This window comes from Chlamydia poikilotherma (genome assembly GCF_900239975.1).
Classification (GTDB): Bacteria; Chlamydiota; Chlamydiia; order Chlamydiales; family Chlamydiaceae; genus Chlamydia; species Chlamydia poikilotherma.
This window is the reverse complement of sequence record NZ_LS992154.1, coordinates 87,107-106,521: the sequence shown is the minus strand read 5'-3', so window position 1 is coordinate 106,521 and position 19,415 is coordinate 87,107. Positions and strand designations below refer to the sequence as shown.

The window sequence follows — 19,415 nt, the reverse complement described above, 5'->3', positions numbered from 1 at the left end:
TCACATTAGCAACTTAATAAACTAAATCAACTTGACTAATATTGAAATTAATTGGTTGTGTGAAAAGATAATTTTAATTTGTGGCCTGCATGTCCATTCAAAAAAGTTTTTGAATCCATTGCTCCCTTACCCTCAGGCTGGATTTCTCGTAAACAAATAACCCCCTCAGCACACGCAATAAGAAGTTCTTGGTTATCTGATATAATAATATCCCCAGGATGGCCATGAACACCCTTGTTAGAAACAAGAGAGGCCTTACGAATAACCAAACGTTTGTCCGGTTTATCTTGATAGGAGTAGAGTGTCCAGGCTCCGGGAGTCGGTGTAACACCTCGTATTTGAGCATATACCTTATCAGCAGGACGATCCCAAAGAACAAATCCTTCTTCCTTAGATAGTTTAGGAGCTATCGACGCTTTAGACGGATCTTGAGGCGTATGAGAAATTGTTCCGTTAGCTATCTGGTGTAAAGTTTTTATTAGAACTTCTCCCCCCTGAGCAGCTAAAGCTTCTGCAAGCTCCCCAGCTGTCATATCAGGACCTACAGGAATATAAGACATACCAGCGATATCTCCGGTATCCATGCCTGCATCCATGCGAATTACAGTATTTCCAGACTCTGCAACGCCATCCATAATACAACGCTGTATAGGCGCTGCACCACGATACGCCGGTAATAGACCCGCATGCAAATTATAGCAACCGTATTTCGGAATATCTAAAACTACCTGACGTAGGATAGCTCCGTAAGCAACAACAATAAAAACATCAGCTTCAAAAGCTCTTAGCTGTTCAATAAATTGCGGATCCGAAGCTTTTTCAGGTTGTAAAAGCGGAATATTGTTAGATAAGGCCAATGTTTTAACAGGAGAAGGAATAGGTTGCGAAGAACGTTTTTGAGGCTTATCCAATCGAGTAACAACACCTATAACATTAACGTCGTGGTGTAATAAATCTTCTAAAACTGTAGCGGCAAACTGTGGAGTGCCAAAATAAATAACCTTAAGACTCAACAAGAGCTCCTTCCTTCTCCACATTCTCCTCTTGTAAAGCATCCTTGTCAGCACCACGCTCTATTCCACGCTTACTGGGATTCTGACAAAAATGAATGAAATTTTGAACTTCAGGAATATGGCCGTATTCTTGTTGAGCTTCTAATAACGACTCGGAAAAGCTATCCGCAGAACGATAAACTTTTTTAAAGACCTTAATCAAAGCTAAACGCGTGTCAAAAGAGACTTGTCGTCTTTGTAAACCAACCTTATTGATCCCGCCTAACTGATATGGATTCCCTGTACCTATAGTGTACGGAGGAATATCTCTTCGAATACCACTTAAGGCCCCGACCATAGAGTGCGCACCAATACGAACAAATTGATGAACACCGACCATGCCGCCAATAATTGCATAATCCTCTACGACAACATGACCAGCCAATTGCGCATGGTTACTGAGAATCACATAATTTCCAATTGTACAGTTATGAGCTACATGCGCCCAGGGCATGATAAGACAATTATTTCCTATAGAAACTGTAGTTCCTTCAAAAGTAGATGAAGTGATAATAGCAAATTCTCGAATCTCGCAATTTTCCCCTATAGTAACATAGGTTTTCTCCCCAAGATATTTTAAATCTTGAGGTTTATTACCAATCATTGCGGATGGCCATATCGTTGTTCCCTTGCCTACAGTAGTGTGCCCATCAATATACGCATAAGATTTAACAACTACATCATCACAAAGGGTCACCGCAGATTTAATAACAACATACGGCTCAATAACAACATTCTTTCCGATTTTAGCGCCGGGTTCGATAATTGCTGTTGGGTGAATGTTCGTCATACGTCTCCGTTAATCTAAAGATTCCTTATCTACAAGAGCAAAGCTCAGTTCTCCCTCAGCAGCAACCTGAGAACCCACACAAGCTCGTGCCGAAGCTTTTCCTCCCTTCGACGAAATCAATGAAAATTCAGCGCTCAATGTAAGAATGTCGCCCGGTCTAACTGCCTGACGAAACTTTGCTTTTTGTATTCCCAAAAACAAAGCTAACTTTTTATTTCTGTCGTTTTCTAAAACCAAGCCTAACAAAACTCCGGCTGCTTGCGCTAAAGATTCTAATATTAACACTCCAGGCATAATGGGTGCTTCAGGGAAATGCCCTACAAAAAAAGGCTCGTTTATCGTTACATTTTTTTGTGCAACAATGGATCGTTTCTCCACATCATAAGACAACACCTTATCCACAAGCAAAAAAGGATACCGATGTGGAAGTAAGTTTAATAATTCTCGTAATTTAATTACAGGCGCCTCTTTCATCTATTACTCATTTCTTAGGATTGTAGCACTTCTAAAATCTTTCTACCCAAGGCAATGTTTGAGGAGTGTCCTGATCCTACAGCAACAATATGAGCAACAAAAGGTCTCCCTACTAAAGAAAGATCCCCTATCAAATCCAAAATTTTATGCCGTACAGGCTCATCTGAAAATCGCAATTGCCCAAGGCTGATAACACCATCATCTTTAAAAACCACAGCGTTTTCTAAACACCCCCCTCTAATCAAACCCCTATCCATCAAAAAACACAGCTCGTTATATAGAGCAAATGTTCTACAAGGAGCGATCTCTTTACGAAAAGACTCTTCCGTAATAACGAAAGAACGATACTGCGTTCCTATAGTAGGACTTTGAGGGTAATGTAGAGTGTAAGAAATCTTTAACTCGTCGCAAGGAAATGCAGCGAGAAAAGTATCTTGGGTTTGATAGTACACAGGCTGAGATAGTCTCGCAATGGGAACTTTATCATTTTGTATACAAACACCGGCATCATCTATGAGCTGCATAAAAACATGAGAGCTTCCATCCCCTATCGGGATTTCCTCTTCACTACAACGAACAATGACATTGTCAATATTACTCGAACGCAAAGCAGCCATAAGATGCTCAACGGTAGCAATAACAGAATCTCCTGAAGATAATGTGGTGCTGCGGCCTGTATTGCATACATGAGGGAGCAGGGCAGGGATATGTTCTCCTAAAAGATCGGAGCGGTAAAAGACTATTCCAGTATTTTCTTTGGCAGGTTCTAAAGTTAAAGTCGCCGATTTTCCAAAGTGAATTCCCACACCTGAATAACGCACTTCGCGCTTTAACGTTCTTTGAGCTCGTTCTAACATGCAAAAACCTGACAAAGAGTGTTCGTATATTATCCTTTTTCTTTTTTAGCAAGCAAGCGATATCCAAAATAACAGCCAATATACCCTAGTGATAGCAAAGATACGAAAATCAAAGGGAAATCTCCCCAAAATGCATATAGAGTAGGATAATTTTGAAGAGGAAGGGCTACTTGTAAAACTCCTGGAGACGCCTTCCGAGAAGGCGTCTCATAAGGAAGCATTTTTATTATCCTTCCTAATGCATCTGCGGCCACAGTAATACCAGTATGACAAGAACGAACACAAGGCAGCCCCAACTCCTGATTCCGTAAAATACCGTGATAAAAATGTACTTGCGGTAATCTTGATGAGGGATACCATCCATCATTAGTTAAATTTACAAGGAGCTTTGCTCCCTCTCGCTTATAATTGCGTAATAGCATTCCAAAAGTCTCTTCGTAACAGATGGAAACTCCCATTCGCGGTAAGTTTTCTACCTCTATAATTCCGGAACGTCCCCCAGGGATGCGCTGAAAAGATAATGCATATTCTGGGAAATATTTCTTACAAACCGACCAACCAAACTTGCCTCCTGGAATATACTCTCCCCCGGGAACTAAAACACGCTTATCATATCCAACTAGCTCACCGTGTTGAGAAATACACTCAGCAGAATTATACAGATGCAGTTTAGAATCCAGTTCCTCCCAACGCTCTAGACCCATAAGAATAGGGCAATTAAAATGATTGGAAAGAGCTTGCATCCAATCTATATTCGCCAAAAGTTCATCTTTATGTTTAAAATGCGTTAAAGGAGAAAGTATCACCTGACTATCGTCATAAGGGTAGATTTTTCTATCTCTTCCAAAGGGAACGGAAACCTCAGGGAAAATAAGGAGATCTACAGGTTTTCGCACAATAGAAGAAAGACTAACAAGCCTTTGCCAAGCCATTGCTGGAGATCCTGACCAAGGCCCTTCTAAAAGAGTTGAGGATGCTGGTTGCATAACAGCTATGCGCAGACTTTCCTCTTTTGAAAAAGTATTTTTGAGATATTCATAGTGTAATCCTCCTAAAATATAGGGGAAAAGAAAACATCCCAACCAAGCTACTCGTGCAAAGCGCTTTCCTAATAACAATTGGTAAAAACTAATTCCTGTAGCTACTATGACAAAGCTTTCTCCTGACCAGCCAAAAAAACCTCCGAATTGGCGTCCATAAGCATTCGCAGTAATTGGCCAGCCTAAATAGTCCAGAGACATTCCTGAACAGAGAAAATAAAATCTCACCATCTCGAGGGCTACCCATAAACCAGGTAAACACCAAAGGATTTTCACATGTTTTTTGCGTACTATATAAAATAATAAGCAAGAAAAAGCCGTAAACAGCAATGCTAATAAACCAATCAGCATCCCCCAAACAACATAGATAAATCTCCCAACATATAAATCTGAAAGCATCCAAGAAAAATGCACACCATTTATCGTGACGGACCAAAAAAATAGTAGAGACATTAGCCGTCTCCAAGATAGATAGGGATTCTTTTGAGGTTCTAGACTATACCACAAAAATCCATAACCTGTGGCGCTCCCTAATAAAGAGAAAAACCAACTCACATCAGGTTGAGCAAAAGCTATGAGAACCCAGGAACAAAGAAAACTAAGAATTCTCAACAACACATTCCTATTTATTCATATTCAATCGAGATTGTCGGCGCTGATCAGCTTCATCGTATCGGCGTTTTTCTTCAGGGGTTTCTGGAACAACCTGATGAACAGGAGTAGGAACATTATTTTCATCTACTGAAACAAAGGTAAAATAGGCGGAAGTAATATGGCGTCTTTCCTGCTTATAAATATTCTCTGCCCATACCTTAACTCCAACTTCTAATGAGGTCTTCCATGTGCGATTAACAGCAGCCTTACAAATTAAATTTTCTCCCATGTAGGCGGGGGCATAAAAACACAAAGCATCCACAAAAGCAGTTACGCAAATTCTTTCAGTATGTCTTTCTGCAACTACAAGCGCTAAACGATCGAGCAAACTCATTAATAAACCACCGAATACGGTATTATTTGTATTTAGATCGTTTGGGAAAATTTTATAGATATGACCGTCGATACAACTGAAAGATACGGGCTTTTTCTTAAGCATTAAAAATTCCCCCGAGAAGAGACAACGCTTCCTACTTTTTGTTGGATAGTATCTTTAGACCCAAAGAAAATCAAGAGATTACTTGAAATGACATTTTTATTTCTTTAATAACGCGAACTTCAAAGATTTAAAATAAACTTTTATAAATCAGATTTGTTCTATAATCCTATAAACGGATTATTGACCTGAGTAAAGCCTGTACCTTTCTGCCGATGCTTAATTTCGTGTCTTATAGAAAATAGTAAATCCGCATCAAAATCCATTTTAGATGCCCACTGCAAATACGAAAGGGGGATTTCTGAGAAACAACGTCCTTTATGTTTACCCAAAGGCATATATTTCATCTTTATGGGTTTTGCTAACATCTGCTTAAGCTGCTCTATAGTTCGAAATCGCTTACAGAAATGTTTGAAAATATTGATGTTGATCTCTACATCTTTCATAGCACGATGATTGCCGTCATAAGGAACATTGAAATGCACAGCTAAAGCTTCTAATGAATTGTTAGGACTATCTCCATATTCCTTTGCCAATCTCAAAGTATCAATAATACAATACTTAGACAGGAAGCTCTCCCCTACTCTCTCAGCTTCTTGAGTCAAGACTTGTAAATCAAACCCCACGCTATGTCCAACTATATAGTCTCCTTCTTTCAAAAAAGATTTAATTTTTGGAAATACCTCAGCAATCCTGGGCTGATCTTTTAACATTGCATCAGAAATACGGTGTATTCTTTGTGATTCCGCTGAAATCACGCGGTCGGGATTGATCAGAGTCTCCATAGAATCAATCACATTATCAAAAGTGAAACGCATGGCAGCAAATTCAATAATACGATCTTTTTTTACATCCAACCCAGTCATTTCACAATCTAGGCAAACAAAAACCGTATCTTTTAGTAAAGTCATGATTCTCTTTTATTCCTTCTGCAATTTTAACAATATCGATGGTGAGGCATCTATGCTCACCTCTCTTTGATTAGTAATTAGCACATTAATCTGAATCTGTATTATCTCTCGAAATCGCGGTAACGTTATGTTTTCCGGCCATTCTATACATAAAACATCTTCTTCTTCAGCATCCTGAAAAAGATCTTGTTGATTTTCTCCGATAGCGTCTATTCGGTAAAAATCATAGTGGCAGATTCTTTGCAGCTCACTACCATACACATGTAAAAGAGAAAATGAAGGACTAGCGACCTCTTGATCCCAAGCATCCCCCAAATATCCTTGTACAACGCCGCGCACAAATTCTGTTTTCCCTGCACCATAATCACCAAACAATAACAAAACAACTCCTTGAGGAAGTATTTTGCCAAGTTCGATACCCATATCTACAGTTTTTTGAGCAGAATTGGTTACTCTTCTGTATCTACCCATTGACTAATATATACATGAAAGGCTGTATCATCCGCTAAGCTTTCTACAAACTCAGCAATTTTGTCTTCCACGAGAGCGTCTTGTAGTAAAGATAAGAAAGTACCTTCCAATTGGAACTTATTTTGATTTTGCACTTCTTCCAAAGTCATAGGACGCAAATATGTAGAAGTAAAATCTTCTATAAGTGTTGGCAAGCTATGAAATAGTTTTCCGGTAATAGCAGAGGCAAAAACAGTTTTAACAATTGGCTCTTTAGGAGGAATGATGTATTCTTTGATCATACTTGGATCGTCGGACACAAGGAAACGTTTTACACGAACACCACTTTGGCGCTCTGTATTCTGAGGACACAAGGATAACCAATCATAAATAGCGTCTTGAGGATCAGCATACACGTTGTCAGCAAACACCTTTCCAGTGAAAGGACAAATATAGATTCTTTTTGTGTGTTCATTAACTTCTGGTTTCCCAGAGCAAATTTGTATCTCTGTTTCGCGCCAAATCTTTTTGCCTTCCTCAAGAATTCGAATAGCATCTTCTGGAGTTTTAAAAATGATTTTGTCACGAACGAAAACTACAGGATTTATATTTAGAGCTTGTTCTAGATAAAATAGATACGTTGCCAACAATTCTGGTGCTTTTTGTTTTCCCAAAAACTGGAGAAGTTTCTGCTTGATACTTCCAGAAATATTCATGCCCATCCCTTTTTCAGCTAATGAAGCAAATTAAAAGTTTTCCTGGTTTACTGAAGAAAAATTCTTTTCTAAAACAATAAACTCAAGAATAGTTTAGCACTGTTTCACATTAAATCAACCATACTAGCATAACACGAGAATTATGTTGAACATAAAGCTACTAACCTATTGCCTCCTCTAAATCGATAGAGTTGGTATGCATAAGAATGAAAAGAACAGGATCCTTGACAATACTTCTAAGAGTCGCCTGAGTCTCTTGAACCAAAATAGCAATAAATTTTAGAGGAAAATTTTATTGTAAAAACAAGCAATTAAAATAATTTTAATTATCTTAGAACAATCTAGCGAAACTCTTGTTTTAATTTTCAACTTTAAAACTGTCTCTAACAGATTCTCAAAGCATTTCAAATCAAATGATTAAAAACAATTAGAAGATCTTAATAAATATGAATGACCTAAACAGAGGTGTGTGGAGGTTTTTTTAACATAAATATCTTTCATAAGCATAGATCAAGTATTCTCTGGTTATTCTCAGAAGAATTCCGGAAATAGATAGGATATTTCTCTCTTTTCCTTTGAAAAAGTTTCTGAATTGTGTTTTTTTTAACCTATGTCTACAATCTGCCTTCATGCAGCTATGGCGGAACCGGTAGACGCGCTAGATTCAGGTTCTAGTGAGCTTAGGCTCATGGAAGTTCAAGTCTTCTTAGCTGCAAGTAAAATTCAAAACGAATACCCCGAACTTATTGGAGAATTATGGTCAAAGTCGTATCTGCTGAAAATTTCAATTCCTTCATCACCACAGGTCTAGTACTTATAGATTTCTTTGCTGAATGGTGTGGGCCTTGCAAAATGCTAACTCCCGTATTAGAAAGTCTTGCAACAGAAGTACCCTCAGTGCTCATTGGAAAACTAAACATAGATGACCATCCTGCACCAGCAGAACAGTATGGGGTTTCTTCAATTCCTACCCTAATTCTATTTAAAGATGGAAAAGAGATCGATCGTGTAGTTGGACTAAAAGATAAGGATTCTTTGATTAAGCTAATTAATCAGCACTCTTAATCCACATTGTGAATACAACCACTCTGATTATTTTGTCGGACTGTTTCAAAAAGCACTACACCCACAGTTGTTGCTAAATTCAGAGACCTAATTCCACGCTTCATAGGCAAGTAATAGCAGTGGTTGTAGTATTTTTTTAGCACTTCCTCAGGTAACCCCTTCGATTCAGAACCAAAAAGATATACACCGTCCATAGGGAGAGAAACATCCCCATAGTATTTTGAACCTTTGGTTGAAAGACAAAAAACCTTGTTTTGATCTACTCCGGATAGAGCTTCGTCTAAAGAATCCACAACAGATAGATCAACCTTATCCCAGTAATCCATCCCGGCGCGCTTAACAAATTTATCGAGTAGAGAAAACCCTAGGGGCCTCACTAAAATTAATTCAGCACCTAGAGCTACACAAGTTCTTCCTATATTCCCCGTGTTTTGGGGAATATCAGGATTGTAAAGAACTACTTTCATGAAGCCGTATTCTTATTCTCTGTATTTTTTGTAGCTACAGAATCATCTGTAGTTTCAATTAAACTAATTTCAAAAATCAATAGAGAGTTTGGAGGCAATTGACCGGCAGTCCCGTAAGCTAAATCAGGATGAATATAAAGGATGCGAGTTTCACCTTCTCTCATTCCCTGCATTCCTAAAGCAAATCCTGGTATCGTTTGTCCTAAAGGAAGAAGGATGGGTTCTTTATTAGCTTCCGAGCTACTAAATACTTGACCATTGATAAAAGTGCCTTTGTAATGAAGAAGTGCCGAAGGCTTGCCTGAAATAGCTTTCCCTGCGCCTTCTTTTACAATACGGTATTGTAATTTATCAGCCTGGACTTCCACAACACCATCATTCTTCTTATTCTCTTGTAGAAATTTTTCTGCTAAGGAGAGATTTTCTTTCGATTTCTTCTCGAAAACTAATTGTTGTATTTCTGCCATTTTTTCCTCATATTCTGATTCAGTTAAAGGTGCGCTTTTGCATTCTAACTCAGCTTGCAACCCTTTAGCAACCTCAGTGATATCCATCATGATATCTTCTGATTTGCGTAACTGTCTTGCTAACAAATGACCGAAAGTACGCGATATCTGTTGATTTACAGAAAGTTGTGAATCATTAGTAGTGCTTTTCTCCTCAACTTGTTCTGTTTGGTTCCCACCTTGAGAACTCGAATCACAGGAAGCAATGGAAAAGGACACAACCATTGTTATTATAATTAAATGCCATTGTTTTTTCATATTTTCTCTCCTATGGTTGTAACCTAGACAATCACATTATGTAATGCCATGCACCTAAAATAGGTATAAAATTATTTAAGAAGTTACCTTAATATTTAGCTCTTTTAATTGGGAAGTCATAATTTCTGCAGGTGCATTCATCATTAAATCTGCAGCCTTTTGAGTTTTTGGGAAAGCTATCACTTCTCGAATACCTTCAGCTCCTGTCAGCACCATCATAATACGATCTAAACCTAAAGCAATTCCTAAATGTGGTGGTGTGCCAAAACTTAAGGCATCTATAAAGAAGCCGAATTTTTCTTTTATACTCTCTGGAGACAACTCTAAAATAGAAAATATTTTATTTTGCAAATCTGCATTATGGATACGCTGTGATCCGGAAGCTATTTCGTATCCGTTAAGAACTAGGTCATAACTCGAAGAACGTACAGATAAAGGATCTGTGTCCAATAAAGAAATATCTTCATCTAAAGGAGAGGTAAACGGATGGTGCTCCGAACATATCTTGCCATCTTCTTTAGCAAATAGCGGGAAATCCGTAATCCAAACAAAATTGTATTGTGAGTCGTCATATAAATTACGCTCTTTAGCAATCAATCTGCGTAAATGATCTAAAGATTGGTTAACTACAGATTCTGGAGCTGCTATCAAAAGTAAGATGTCATTATCTTCAGCACCGAAGTCCGCAAACATAGCTTCAAATACTTCTTCAGAAGCAAATTTAGCAACATTAGAAGCGACACCATTTTCCTGCTTTTTAATCCAAACCAGTCCCATAGCGCCATAGCGCTTTACAAACTCTGTGTAAATATCAAGCTGTTTACGCGAAATATCGGCACCCCCAGGGACACAAAAACCTTTTATTGTGCCTCCTTGTGCAAGTTGATCTAAAAATATAGAGAAAGAAAATTGTTTTGCGTGCTCTCGACAATCACGCAATTGCAACCCAAATCGAAGATCTGGTTTATCTGTTCCATACAAATCTTTTGCTTTTTGATACGTCATTCTAGGCAGAGGAACATCTATTTTAATTCCTTGAACAGCAAACATTTCAACTACTAGTTGTTCAATAATAGGAAAAAGATCATCGGGAGTAGCAAAACTCATCTCAATATCAATTTGAGAGAATTCGGGCTGACGATCGGCGCGCAGATCTTCATCTCTAAAGCAAGTGGCTATTTGGAAATATCGATCTAAACCGCCCACCATAAGAATCTGTTTAAATAATTGTGGAGACTGGGGTAAAGCATAAAAACTTCCAGGATATATTCTAGAAGGAACTAGATAATCTCTAGCTCCTTCAGGAGTAGATTTACCTAGAACAGGAGTAACAACCTCAGTGAAACCTTGTTTATCCATATATTGACGGCAGGCCAACATAACCTTATGACGATAAATCAACCGGTCTAAAATCTGCCCCCGACGCATATCTAAATAACGATATTCTAATCGCAGCTCCTCATTCACATGGATATGCTCATCAGAGATAGAGAAAGGCAAGTTTCTAGCTTTTGACAAAATGTCTACTTTTTCAATATCTACCTCAATGTCTCCTGTAGGCAAGTTAGAGTTTTCCATACCTTCTAAGCGTCGACATACAGAGCCTTCTACGGATAATACCCATTCCGAACGGACAGAATCAACTAACTGATGTAAGTCAGGTTTCTCATCTTCACGACAGACTATTTGTGTAATTCCAAAACGATCTCGTAAATCTATAAAAACGACACCCCCATGATTACGATAACGATGTACCCATCCGGATACCCGCACACGTTCTCCAACATTGCTTAGGGACAACTCATTACAACGATGTGTTCTGTATTTCATATAGCAACCTTTGCTCTATCTCTTGCTTTGAACCAGAGAATTCTTGACGTAAAGACATATTTTTAATGGTCAATTCCTCAGAAAGCAATTCTCTTTCTCCTATTGGACAAACAAAAGTCACTTTCTCTGCATCTGCTGTTTTTAAAGCAATTTTCAATTTCTTATGTGTCCAATCTACTTCTGTAGGGATTCCCAAACTACGTAAATGTTGGGCCCAAACAAAACAAAAAGAATCTGCTTCTGAATCAACAGGAATCAAACGCAATTTCTGGGAAAATGGAAGGGTTAAATTCCCCTGAGCTAATAACGTTTGAATCACCCTTTCCAAACCAACTCCAAAACCACAAGCAGGAGTGACTGGCCCCCCAGATGCACCAATCAGTCCATCATAACGCCCACCTCCTCCCAAAGCATAGGAGTGGCCTCCAAATGTCGTGATCGCTTCAAAAACTACATCAGTATAGTAGTCTAAACCTCGAACCAATCTTGGATTAATAGAGTGAGGAATATCCAAAGTATTTAAAGCAGAAAGAATTTCATCAAAATATTTTCGATCTTCATCGGAAATATAGTCAAGAATCGGGGGGGCCGATTTAATAATCTCTTGGTCTTCTGGTTCTTTAGAATCTAATATTCTCAATAGATTTGCATTAAACCTTTCCCTGCTCAAAGAAGATAAGGAGTCTAAATATTGAAAAAAATACTCGCGCAAAACCTGATCATAACGCTTACGCGTGAGCTCTCCTCCTAAAAAATTCAATTGAATTTGCATATGCTGCAAACCTACTGCTGAATAAAAATGCCAAAGCAAACTTAGAACTTCCGCATCACGAAGAGGATGTCGCACTCCTATAGCTTCTAAACCAAATTGATGGTGCTGACGGTATCTTCCCGATTGTTGACGCTCATAACGAAACATAGGAAGGATATAATAAAATTTATTATCGTCGCGTCGACTCATAGGATTATCTATGAATGAGCGTGCTATCGGAGCTGTTCCCTCTGGTCGTAGCGTTAATGACCGTCCTTTCTTATCCAGAAAAGTATACATTTCTTTTTTTACAATGTCGCTTTGCTCTCCGACATGTAAAAATACCTCTGACTTTTCAAAAACAGGTGTCCGGATCTCTGAAAATCCATATAAATCACATACTTCATGAATAACATCTTCTACCCGATGCCATAAGAAAGTATGCCTCCACATATGTTTTGCATCAGTAATATAAGGGAATATATCGAAAACCCCTTTGGGTAAAGCTACTTTCACCGTATGTCTTTAATTTTAATTAAACAATTTTAAGAGTAGAATATCTCAAATTCAGATAAAGGGCAAAATTAAACCCGTCCTACAGAAGAGTCAGAAGATTCACAAAAGAGGGGTTCTATTATCTCTTGATGAGGAAAGTCACATTCTCGAACATATGTTCGCAATACTTTCTTCCAGTTTTTAGCCTCAATAGATCTTACTTCTCTAGTATCTTCAATACCTATTGGAGTTAAAAACAAACTTGCGAACAATATAACTATTCTCTTCATAATACAGTTCTCTAAGCCAGCTGCCTCATTTTTGGTGCGATAAAAATTAAAATAGAAGGATGTAAATTCAGATATTAATACGTCAATCTATACTAAAATAAGCAACTGAAAACTACAATTAATCAATGTTTACGCGTGCTACAACATGTTATTACGTTCTTGTTTTTTCATTGCCCATATGTTAACCTCAGGTCTTCCCTATTCTACTGAAACTATATTAAATATTTAAACATGAGATCTTATGATGAATATTTGGACCAAATTCTTTCAGCCTCCCAAGCACATTAAAGAACTTGATGATCCAGAATTAGTCAAAAAACAATACAAGTATTGGAGAATTCGAATCTTCTACAGCATGTTTATAGGGTATGTCTTCTACTATTTCACAAGGAAGAGTTTTACCTTTGCCATGCCCACACTGATGACGGACCTTGGTTTTGATAAAGCACAATTAGGGATCATCGGGAGCACTTTATACATCAGCTATGGCGTCAGCAAGTTCGTTAGCGGTCTCATGTCTGATCAGTCAAACCCTCGTTATTTCATGGCATTGGGTTTAATTATCACAGGACTTACGAACATCTTCTTCGGAATGTCCTCTTCAATCTTGTTGTTTGCTTTGTGGTGGGGACTTAATGGTTGGTTTCAAGGCTGGGGTTGGCCTCCATGCGCTCGTCTACTAACTCATTGGTATTCAAAATCTGAAAGAGGCACTTGGTGGAGTGTATGGAGCACTTCGCATAACATTGGTGGAGCTTTAATTCCTATTCTTACGGGATTTGCTATTGACTGTTGTGGTTGGCGTGGGGCTATGTTCATCCCTGGTGTATTATGTATTATCATGGGGTTTGTTTTAATCAATCGTCTTCGTGATACACCTCAATCCTTAGGTCTTCCTGCTATTGAAAAACATAGAAAAGAACAGGAGTCTCAGAAACATGAAGAAACAACGGCAGATATTTTAGAAGAAGAAGCAGAAAAAGAATTATCTACTAAAGAGATTCTCTTTACTTATGTTCTGAAAAACAAATGGATCTGGTTACTATCTTTTGCTTCATTTTTCATTTACGTTGTTCGTATGGCTGTAAATGATTGGAGCGCCTTATTCTTGATTGAGACAAAACGTTACGTTGCTGTTAAAGCTAACTTCTGCGTCTCTTTATTTGAAATCGGTGGGCTTTTTGGCATGTTAATTGCTGGATGGTTATCCGATAAGATTTCCAAAGGCAAGCGCGGTCCGATGAATGTTGTATTTTCTTTAGGATTGTTATTTTCAATTTTAGGCATGTGGTATGGTCGCAATGAAGATATCTGGTGGTTAGACGGCACCCTACTCTTCGTCATCGGCTTCTTCCTATTTGGTCCTCAGATGATGATTGGTTTAGCAGCTGCGGAATTATCTCATAAAAAAGCTGCGGGGACTGCTAGTGGTTTCGCAGGTTGGTTTGCTTATTTCGGAGCAGCATTTGCAGGCTATCCTTTAGGGAAAATCGCACAAGATTGGGGCTGGAGAGGTTTCTTCATTGCTCTTCTAGGTTGTGCTTTAATTGCTTTGGTTTTATTCCTTCCTACATGGAATGCCTCCGAGAGAAGTTTACAAACTAAAAAGTAATGTGGGTTGACACGAGGGATTACTAGTGACTTGGATACCTCTTCACTGTCATTCTCAATATTCCATTCTAGATGCTACAAGCTCGATTAAGAGCTTCGTAGCAAAGGCAAAGGAATATCAAATTCCTTCTCTAGCATTAACAGATCATGGAAATTTATACGGAGCTATTGAATTTTATAAAGAGTGTCAACAAAACGACATTAAGCCTATCATTGGCTGTGAAATTTATGTGGCTCCGACTTCACGCTTTGATAAGAAAAAAGAGAAAAAAAGTCGCGTAGCAAATCATCTCATTCTTTTATGTAAAAATGAACAGGGTTATCGTAATCTCTGCTTATTGTCTTCCCTAGCATTCACTGAAGGGTTTTATTATTTCCCTAGAATAGATAGAGAACTTCTCAGTCAACATTCTGAGGGTCTTATTTGTCTATCTGCCTGCCTATCTGGCTCTGTAGCTCAAGCTGCTTTAGATTCTGAAGAAGCTCTTGAAAAAGACCTTCGTTGGTATCAAAACCTATTTGGTGATGATTTTTATAGCGAAATTCAACTTCATAAAATGTCTGAGGAAAAAATTGTCTCCTTGGGAGAAGAGTGGTTAAAACACGAGTATCATCAATTTATCGAGGCTCAAGTAAAAGTTAATCAGGCTGTATTAAAAACTAGTAGGGATTTAGGAATTCGTTCAGTAGCTACTAATGATATTCATTATATCCATCCTAATGACTGGTTAGCGCATGAAATTCTTCTCAATGTACAACTAGGGGAAACAATAAGAATTGCAAAACAAAATACCTATATCCCTAATCCTAAGAGAAAAACATTTCGTAGTAGAGAGTATTATTTTAAGTCTCCAGAAGAAATGGCAATTTTATTTGCTGATCATCCAGAAACAATCTCCAATACTTTAGAGGTTGCAGATAAATGTAATCTTGAATTGAATCTTTCAAATAAGCACTACCCTATTTACGTTCCTGAGTTTCTTAAAGAAAAGCAAACGTATACGGAAGCAGAACGTTACGAAGCTTCTTCAGCTTTTCTTCGCGAGCTTTGCGAACAAGGATTATCTACAAAATATACTCTGGAACAGCTTAGTCATATCTCTAAAAAATTTCCTGATAGAGATCCTTTAGAATTAGTTAAAGAACGATTGGAAATGGAAATGTCAATTATCATCCCTAAAGGGATGTGCGACTATCTCCTTATTGTTTGGGATATTATACGTTGGGCAAAAGATAATGGAATCCCTGTAGGTCCTGGACGTGGTTCTGGAGCTGGATCTGTGATGTTATTTTTATTAGGAATTACAGAAATAGAACCTATCCGATTCGATCTGTTTTTTGAAAGATTCATTAATCCCGAGCGTTTATCCTATCCCGATATCGATATCGATATTTGTATGGCGGGGCGAGAACGCGTTATCAGTTATGCAATAGAACGCCATGGGAAAGATAACGTAGCTCAGATTATTACTTTTGGAACTATGAAAGCCAAAATGGCTGTGAAAGATGTAGGAAGGACTTTGGACGTTTCTCTTTCTAAAGTTAACCACATCGCCAAGCATATCCCAGAACTTAATACTACATTAGCAAAAGCTTTAGAAACAGATCCCCATCTAAATGAGTTGTACACCAATGATTCTGAGGCTGCTCAGGTTATTGATATGGCGATGCATCTAGAAGGATCTATCCGCAATACAGGAGTACATGCTGCTGGAGTTATTATTTGTGGAGACCGCTTAACTAATCACATCCCCATCTGTATTTCTAAAGATTCTACAATGATTACTACACAATTTTCCATGAAGCCTTTGGAAAGTGTGGGGATGCTTAAAGTGGACTTCTTAGGATTAAAAACTTTAACGAGTATCCATATTGCTATTCATGCAATCCAAAAGAAAACTGGCAAGCTATTAGAAATGGCCTCTCTTCCCTTGGATGACAAAACAACATTTGCTCTTTTGCATCAAGGCAAGACAATGGGGATATTCCAAATGGAATCTAAAGGGATGCAAGAGTTAGCAAAAAATCTTCGCCCCGATTCCTTTGAAGAAATCATCGCCATAGGTGCTTTATATCGTCCTGGCCCTATGGATATGATTCCCTCCTTCATTAATCGAAAGCATGGCAAAGAGATCATAGATTACGATCATCCTCTTATGGAGTCTATTCTCAAAGAAACCTACGGCATTATGGTTTACCAAGAGCAAGTTATGCAAATTGCCGGATCTCTAGCAAGCTATTCCCTAGGGGAAGGTGATGTTTTACGTCGTGCTATGGGGAAAAAAGATATCAAGCAGATGCTTCAAGAGCGCACGAAGTTTTGTGAACGCGCACGCAAAAATGGTATCAATGCGGATTTAGCAACAATCATTTTCGATAAAATGGAAAAATTTGCTTCCTACGGCTTTAATAAATCCCATGCAGCTGCTTATGGGTTAATTACCTATACAACTGCTTATCTTAAAGCAAATTACCCTAAAGAATGGTTAGCAGCTCTTCTTACCTGCGACTCTGATGATATTGAGAAAGTCGGGAAACTCATTCACGAAGCACATAGCATGGATATCTGTATCCTTCCTCCTGATATTAATGAGTCAGGAACAAACTTTGTTGCTACAGATAGAGGTATTCGTTTTGCTATGGGAGCCATTCGAGGTATAGGTAAGGGTCTAGTAGAAAGTATCATTGAGGAAAGAGAGAAACGTGGGCCGTATCAAAGCATACAAGATTTTATCCAACGTTCTGATTTAAAGAAGGTCACTAAGAAGCACACAGAAAACTTAATCGATGCAGGATGTTTCGATGTTTTTGAGTCTGATAGAGACTTTGCTCAAGCCACTTTAGAAACCCTCTATGACACAATATCTAAAGAGAAGAAAGAAGCTGCTACCGGAGTTATGACATTCTTTTCTTTAAATACTATGCATCAAGAACATCCTGTAGCGTTAACTCCAGTTACAAATGTTGTTCATAGGTCAAAAAAAGAAATACTCAAGAAAGAGAAAGAGTTATTAGGTATCTATCTTACTGAGCACCCTATGGATGCTGTTAAAGATATTCTACCTCAGCTCTCTGTTGTCAGCCCTGGAGAGTTTGAAAATCTCCCCCACGGTTCGGTAATTCGGACTATATTCATTATCGATAAGGTCACAACACGAATTTCTTCAAAAGCACAAAGAAAATTTGCTTTATTACGTGTTAACGACGGTGTTGACTCTTATGAATTACCTATATGGCCCGAAATGTATGCTGAACAACAGGAACTTTTAGAAGAAGATCGTTTAATTTATGCTATTTTATCTATCGATAAACGTAGTGAATCTTTACGCTTATCTTGCCGGTGGATGAGGGACCTGTCTCTTATTAATGGAAATCTCCTCCAAGAATGCGACGATATGTTTGATAAGATCAAAAGTCAGATGCAGAAAATGTCGTATTTAAACTTAGAAACCAATAAAGATACGAATCAGAGGAAAACATCTACTATGTCAAAAACTACTGACAATCGATCTCAAGCTTCTGTAGTTAAATTATCTCTTGATCTTGGACAATTACGCCATAGCCACCTGGGCGTATTAAAACAAATCCTGCGCAAATATCCCGGATCTCGTGCTCTCTCTCTAGTTTTCACGAAGGATAATGAGCGCGTCGCCTCCATCTCTCCCGATGCAGACTATTTTGTTTCTGAAGATACTAGCGGCCTTCAGAGGGACTTAGAAAATTCTCAACTTCCTGTTCGATTTATTGCTGTTTAAATATCCAAAAATGGTTTTCCTGTTACAGCATTAATGTATTCTATACGAACACTATTATCTGCAGCAACTAACGATACTTTATATACAGGAACGTAAACAACAACCTTATCTAATATTAAGAAATTATTTCCAAAAATCATTCCGGCAAGACTACTTACGCGATCTTCAGAAAAGTGTGGCGATACAATAGAGGAACCCCGAGGTCTTCGCAACCATACAGGAGACGATTGGATTGTTGTTGTACAACCTTTGATCGGCTGAAGTTGTTGGAAATGGCTTCCTATTTGACTACCCATTGAGAAAATCAACTTCTTTTTCTGACAGGCACGGATTACCTTTTCAGCTCTGATATTTTTCATAGATAGAGCTTGTGTCAATGATTCTTTAGAAGCGGCTCCTCCGAGATTTGCTAGAGCCTGCATAACATTGACGTCTTGTTTGTCCGCTCTTAGCATTAGGCATTCCCTAAATCCTTTAGAACAAGCCCATGTTCCTGTGTTAAGAACCATTTCACCATTTGCTAAGCTCCAAAGGATCTCACCCTCTTGACTGACCATCGTTTTCTTGACAGTATCCTCTCTAGAAAAACGCACATGCATTAGTGTATGAGGAACAAAAGTCAGTTCTACAGAGGCATTTCCATCCACATGCTCTGGGAAGAAAGTCAATATTTGCTCTGGAGAAAACTTCCTTTCAAAAACTCGGACTCTTTCGAATCCAGAAACTTTGCGAACAAGCCGGCAGCTTTTCTCAAAAACATCGACACTGTAATTTGCGGTGACTTGCATGGCCTTATGTGCACAAGGGACATTATCCCATAAAAAAACTCCGCAAAAAAGAGATACAACAAAAGTACCAAAGTACAAAACTAACTTTTTCATAAAAAACCTTTTTATTTATTTTACTAAATAAAAAAATGTTTTATCAAATAAAAAAATTATATTTTGTAAACAAAACAAAAACAACGGATTTGACAAATTCTCTTTTTCTTTTTTATGATAACATTT

General features: G+C 38.2%; 18 protein-coding genes and 1 tRNA gene. 4 read left to right on the top strand and 15 right to left on the bottom strand.

Going from position 1 to position 19,415, the window contains the following annotated elements; translation table 11 throughout:
• Nucleotides 1–47: 47 nt before the first annotated feature.
• The 9 genes from fmt to C10C_RS00440 all read right to left on the bottom strand — a co-directional run bounded on the left by fmt (nt 48) and on the right by C10C_RS00440 (nt 7,380).
• The gene (fmt, locus tag C10C_RS00480) at nt 48–1,013 is read right to left on the bottom strand and encodes a methionyl-tRNA formyltransferase (RefSeq protein ID WP_117273783.1); all 966 of its coding nucleotides are present in this window, start codon (nt 1,011–1,013) and stop codon (nt 48–50) included.
• Nucleotides 1,003–1,842, bottom strand: coding sequence for an acyl-ACP--UDP-N-acetylglucosamine O-acyltransferase (gene lpxA / locus C10C_RS00475; RefSeq protein WP_117273782.1), 840 nt, complete (start codon nt 1,840–1,842; stop codon nt 1,003–1,005). The genes fmt and lpxA overlap by 11 nt, the downstream gene beginning before the upstream one ends.
• Nucleotides 1,843–1,851: 9 nt before the next feature.
• Nucleotides 1,852–2,316 carry a 3-hydroxyacyl-ACP dehydratase FabZ gene (gene fabZ / locus C10C_RS00470; protein ID WP_117273781.1) on the bottom strand — a complete coding sequence of 155 codons (465 nt, stop codon included), beginning with the start codon at nt 2,314–2,316 and terminating at the stop codon, nt 1,852–1,854.
• Between the two features lie 14 nt (nt 2,317–2,330).
• Nucleotides 2,331–3,173: a UDP-3-O-acyl-N-acetylglucosamine deacetylase gene (lpxC, locus tag C10C_RS00465; protein ID WP_117273780.1), complete on the bottom strand. Its 843-nt coding sequence runs from the start codon at nt 3,171–3,173 to the stop codon at nt 2,331–2,333.
• 29 nt (nt 3,174–3,202) lie between these two features.
• A complete protein-coding gene (gene lnt, locus C10C_RS00460) occupies nt 3,203–4,828 on the bottom strand; it encodes an apolipoprotein N-acyltransferase (protein WP_117274750.1) in 1,626 nt (541 codons plus the stop codon).
• A gap of 7 nt (nt 4,829–4,835) precedes the next feature.
• Nucleotides 4,836–5,306: an acyl-CoA thioesterase gene (locus tag C10C_RS00455; protein WP_117273779.1), complete on the bottom strand. Its 471-nt coding sequence runs from the start codon at nt 5,304–5,306 to the stop codon at nt 4,836–4,838.
• A 158-nt stretch (nt 5,307–5,464) separates the two neighbouring features.
• Complete coding sequence (locus C10C_RS00450; protein ID WP_117273778.1) at nt 5,465–6,214, bottom strand: putative quorum-sensing-regulated virulence factor; 750 nt, start codon at nt 6,212–6,214, stop codon at nt 5,465–5,467.
• 9 nt (nt 6,215–6,223) lie between these two features.
• Nucleotides 6,224–6,685 (bottom strand): tRNA (adenosine(37)-N6)-threonylcarbamoyltransferase complex ATPase subunit type 1 TsaE, encoded by a 462-nt coding sequence (tsaE, locus tag C10C_RS00445; protein ID WP_117273777.1) that lies wholly within the window; start codon nt 6,683–6,685, stop codon nt 6,224–6,226.
• A complete protein-coding gene (locus tag C10C_RS00440) occupies nt 6,664–7,380 on the bottom strand; it encodes a DUF2709 domain-containing protein (protein WP_117274749.1) in 717 nt (238 codons plus the stop codon). Before C10C_RS00440 ends, tsaE begins: the two co-directional genes overlap by 22 nt.
• 631 nt (nt 7,381–8,011) lie before the next feature.
• On the opposite strand from C10C_RS00440, the gene C10C_RS00435 reads away from it, so the two are divergent.
• Together C10C_RS00435 and trxA are read left to right on the top strand one after the other, a co-directional pair.
• Nucleotides 8,012–8,095 (top strand) — tRNA-Leu (locus tag C10C_RS00435).
• A 41-nt stretch (nt 8,096–8,136) separates the two neighbouring features.
• Nucleotides 8,137–8,445 (top strand): thioredoxin, encoded by a 309-nt coding sequence (gene trxA, locus C10C_RS00430; protein ID WP_117273776.1) that lies wholly within the window; start codon nt 8,137–8,139, stop codon nt 8,443–8,445.
• Here trxA and C10C_RS00425 read toward each other — a convergent pair.
• The 5 genes from C10C_RS00425 to C10C_RS00405 form a co-directional block, all read right to left on the bottom strand.
• Nucleotides 8,442–8,912 carry a tRNA (cytidine(34)-2'-O)-methyltransferase gene (locus tag C10C_RS00425; protein ID WP_117273775.1) on the bottom strand — a complete coding sequence of 157 codons (471 nt, stop codon included), beginning with the start codon at nt 8,910–8,912 and terminating at the stop codon, nt 8,442–8,444. The two genes, trxA and C10C_RS00425, sit on opposite strands and share 4 nt — an antisense overlap.
• Nucleotides 8,909–9,676, bottom strand: coding sequence for an FKBP-type peptidyl-prolyl cis-trans isomerase (locus C10C_RS00420; RefSeq protein ID WP_117273774.1), 768 nt, complete (start codon nt 9,674–9,676; stop codon nt 8,909–8,911). The genes C10C_RS00425 and C10C_RS00420 overlap by 4 nt, the downstream gene beginning before the upstream one ends.
• 75 nt (nt 9,677–9,751) lie before the next feature.
• Nucleotides 9,752–11,506, bottom strand: a complete 1,755-nt coding sequence (gene aspS, locus C10C_RS00415) for an aspartate--tRNA ligase (protein ID WP_117273773.1) — start codon at nt 11,504–11,506, stop codon at nt 9,752–9,754.
• Nucleotides 11,481–12,773, bottom strand: a complete 1,293-nt coding sequence (hisS, locus tag C10C_RS00410; RefSeq protein WP_117273772.1) for a histidine--tRNA ligase — start codon at nt 12,771–12,773, stop codon at nt 11,481–11,483. Before hisS ends, aspS begins: the two co-directional genes overlap by 26 nt.
• 68 nt (nt 12,774–12,841) lie before the next feature.
• The gene (locus C10C_RS00405) at nt 12,842–13,042 is read right to left on the bottom strand and encodes a hypothetical protein (protein WP_117273771.1); all 201 of its coding nucleotides are present in this window, start codon (nt 13,040–13,042) and stop codon (nt 12,842–12,844) included.
• 244 nt (nt 13,043–13,286) lie between these two features.
• Here C10C_RS00405 and pgtP point away from each other — a divergent pair, with 244 nt between their 5' ends.
• Together pgtP and dnaE are read left to right on the top strand one after the other, a co-directional pair.
• Entirely contained in the window at nt 13,287–14,654 is a 1,368-nt protein-coding gene (gene pgtP, locus C10C_RS00400; RefSeq protein WP_117273770.1) for an MFS transporter, read from the top strand.
• A 25-nt stretch (nt 14,655–14,679) separates the two neighbouring features.
• On the top strand, nt 14,680–18,408 hold the full coding sequence (dnaE, locus tag C10C_RS00395) for a DNA polymerase III subunit alpha (RefSeq protein WP_117273769.1): 3,729 nt from the start codon (nt 14,680–14,682) through the stop codon (nt 18,406–18,408).
• Here the strand turns inward: dnaE and C10C_RS00390 are convergent.
• Nucleotides 18,405–19,289 (bottom strand): hypothetical protein, encoded by an 885-nt coding sequence (locus C10C_RS00390; protein WP_117273768.1) that lies wholly within the window; start codon nt 19,287–19,289, stop codon nt 18,405–18,407. The genes dnaE and C10C_RS00390 overlap by 4 nt on opposite strands.
• Between the last annotated feature and the right edge of the window lie 126 nt (nt 19,290–19,415).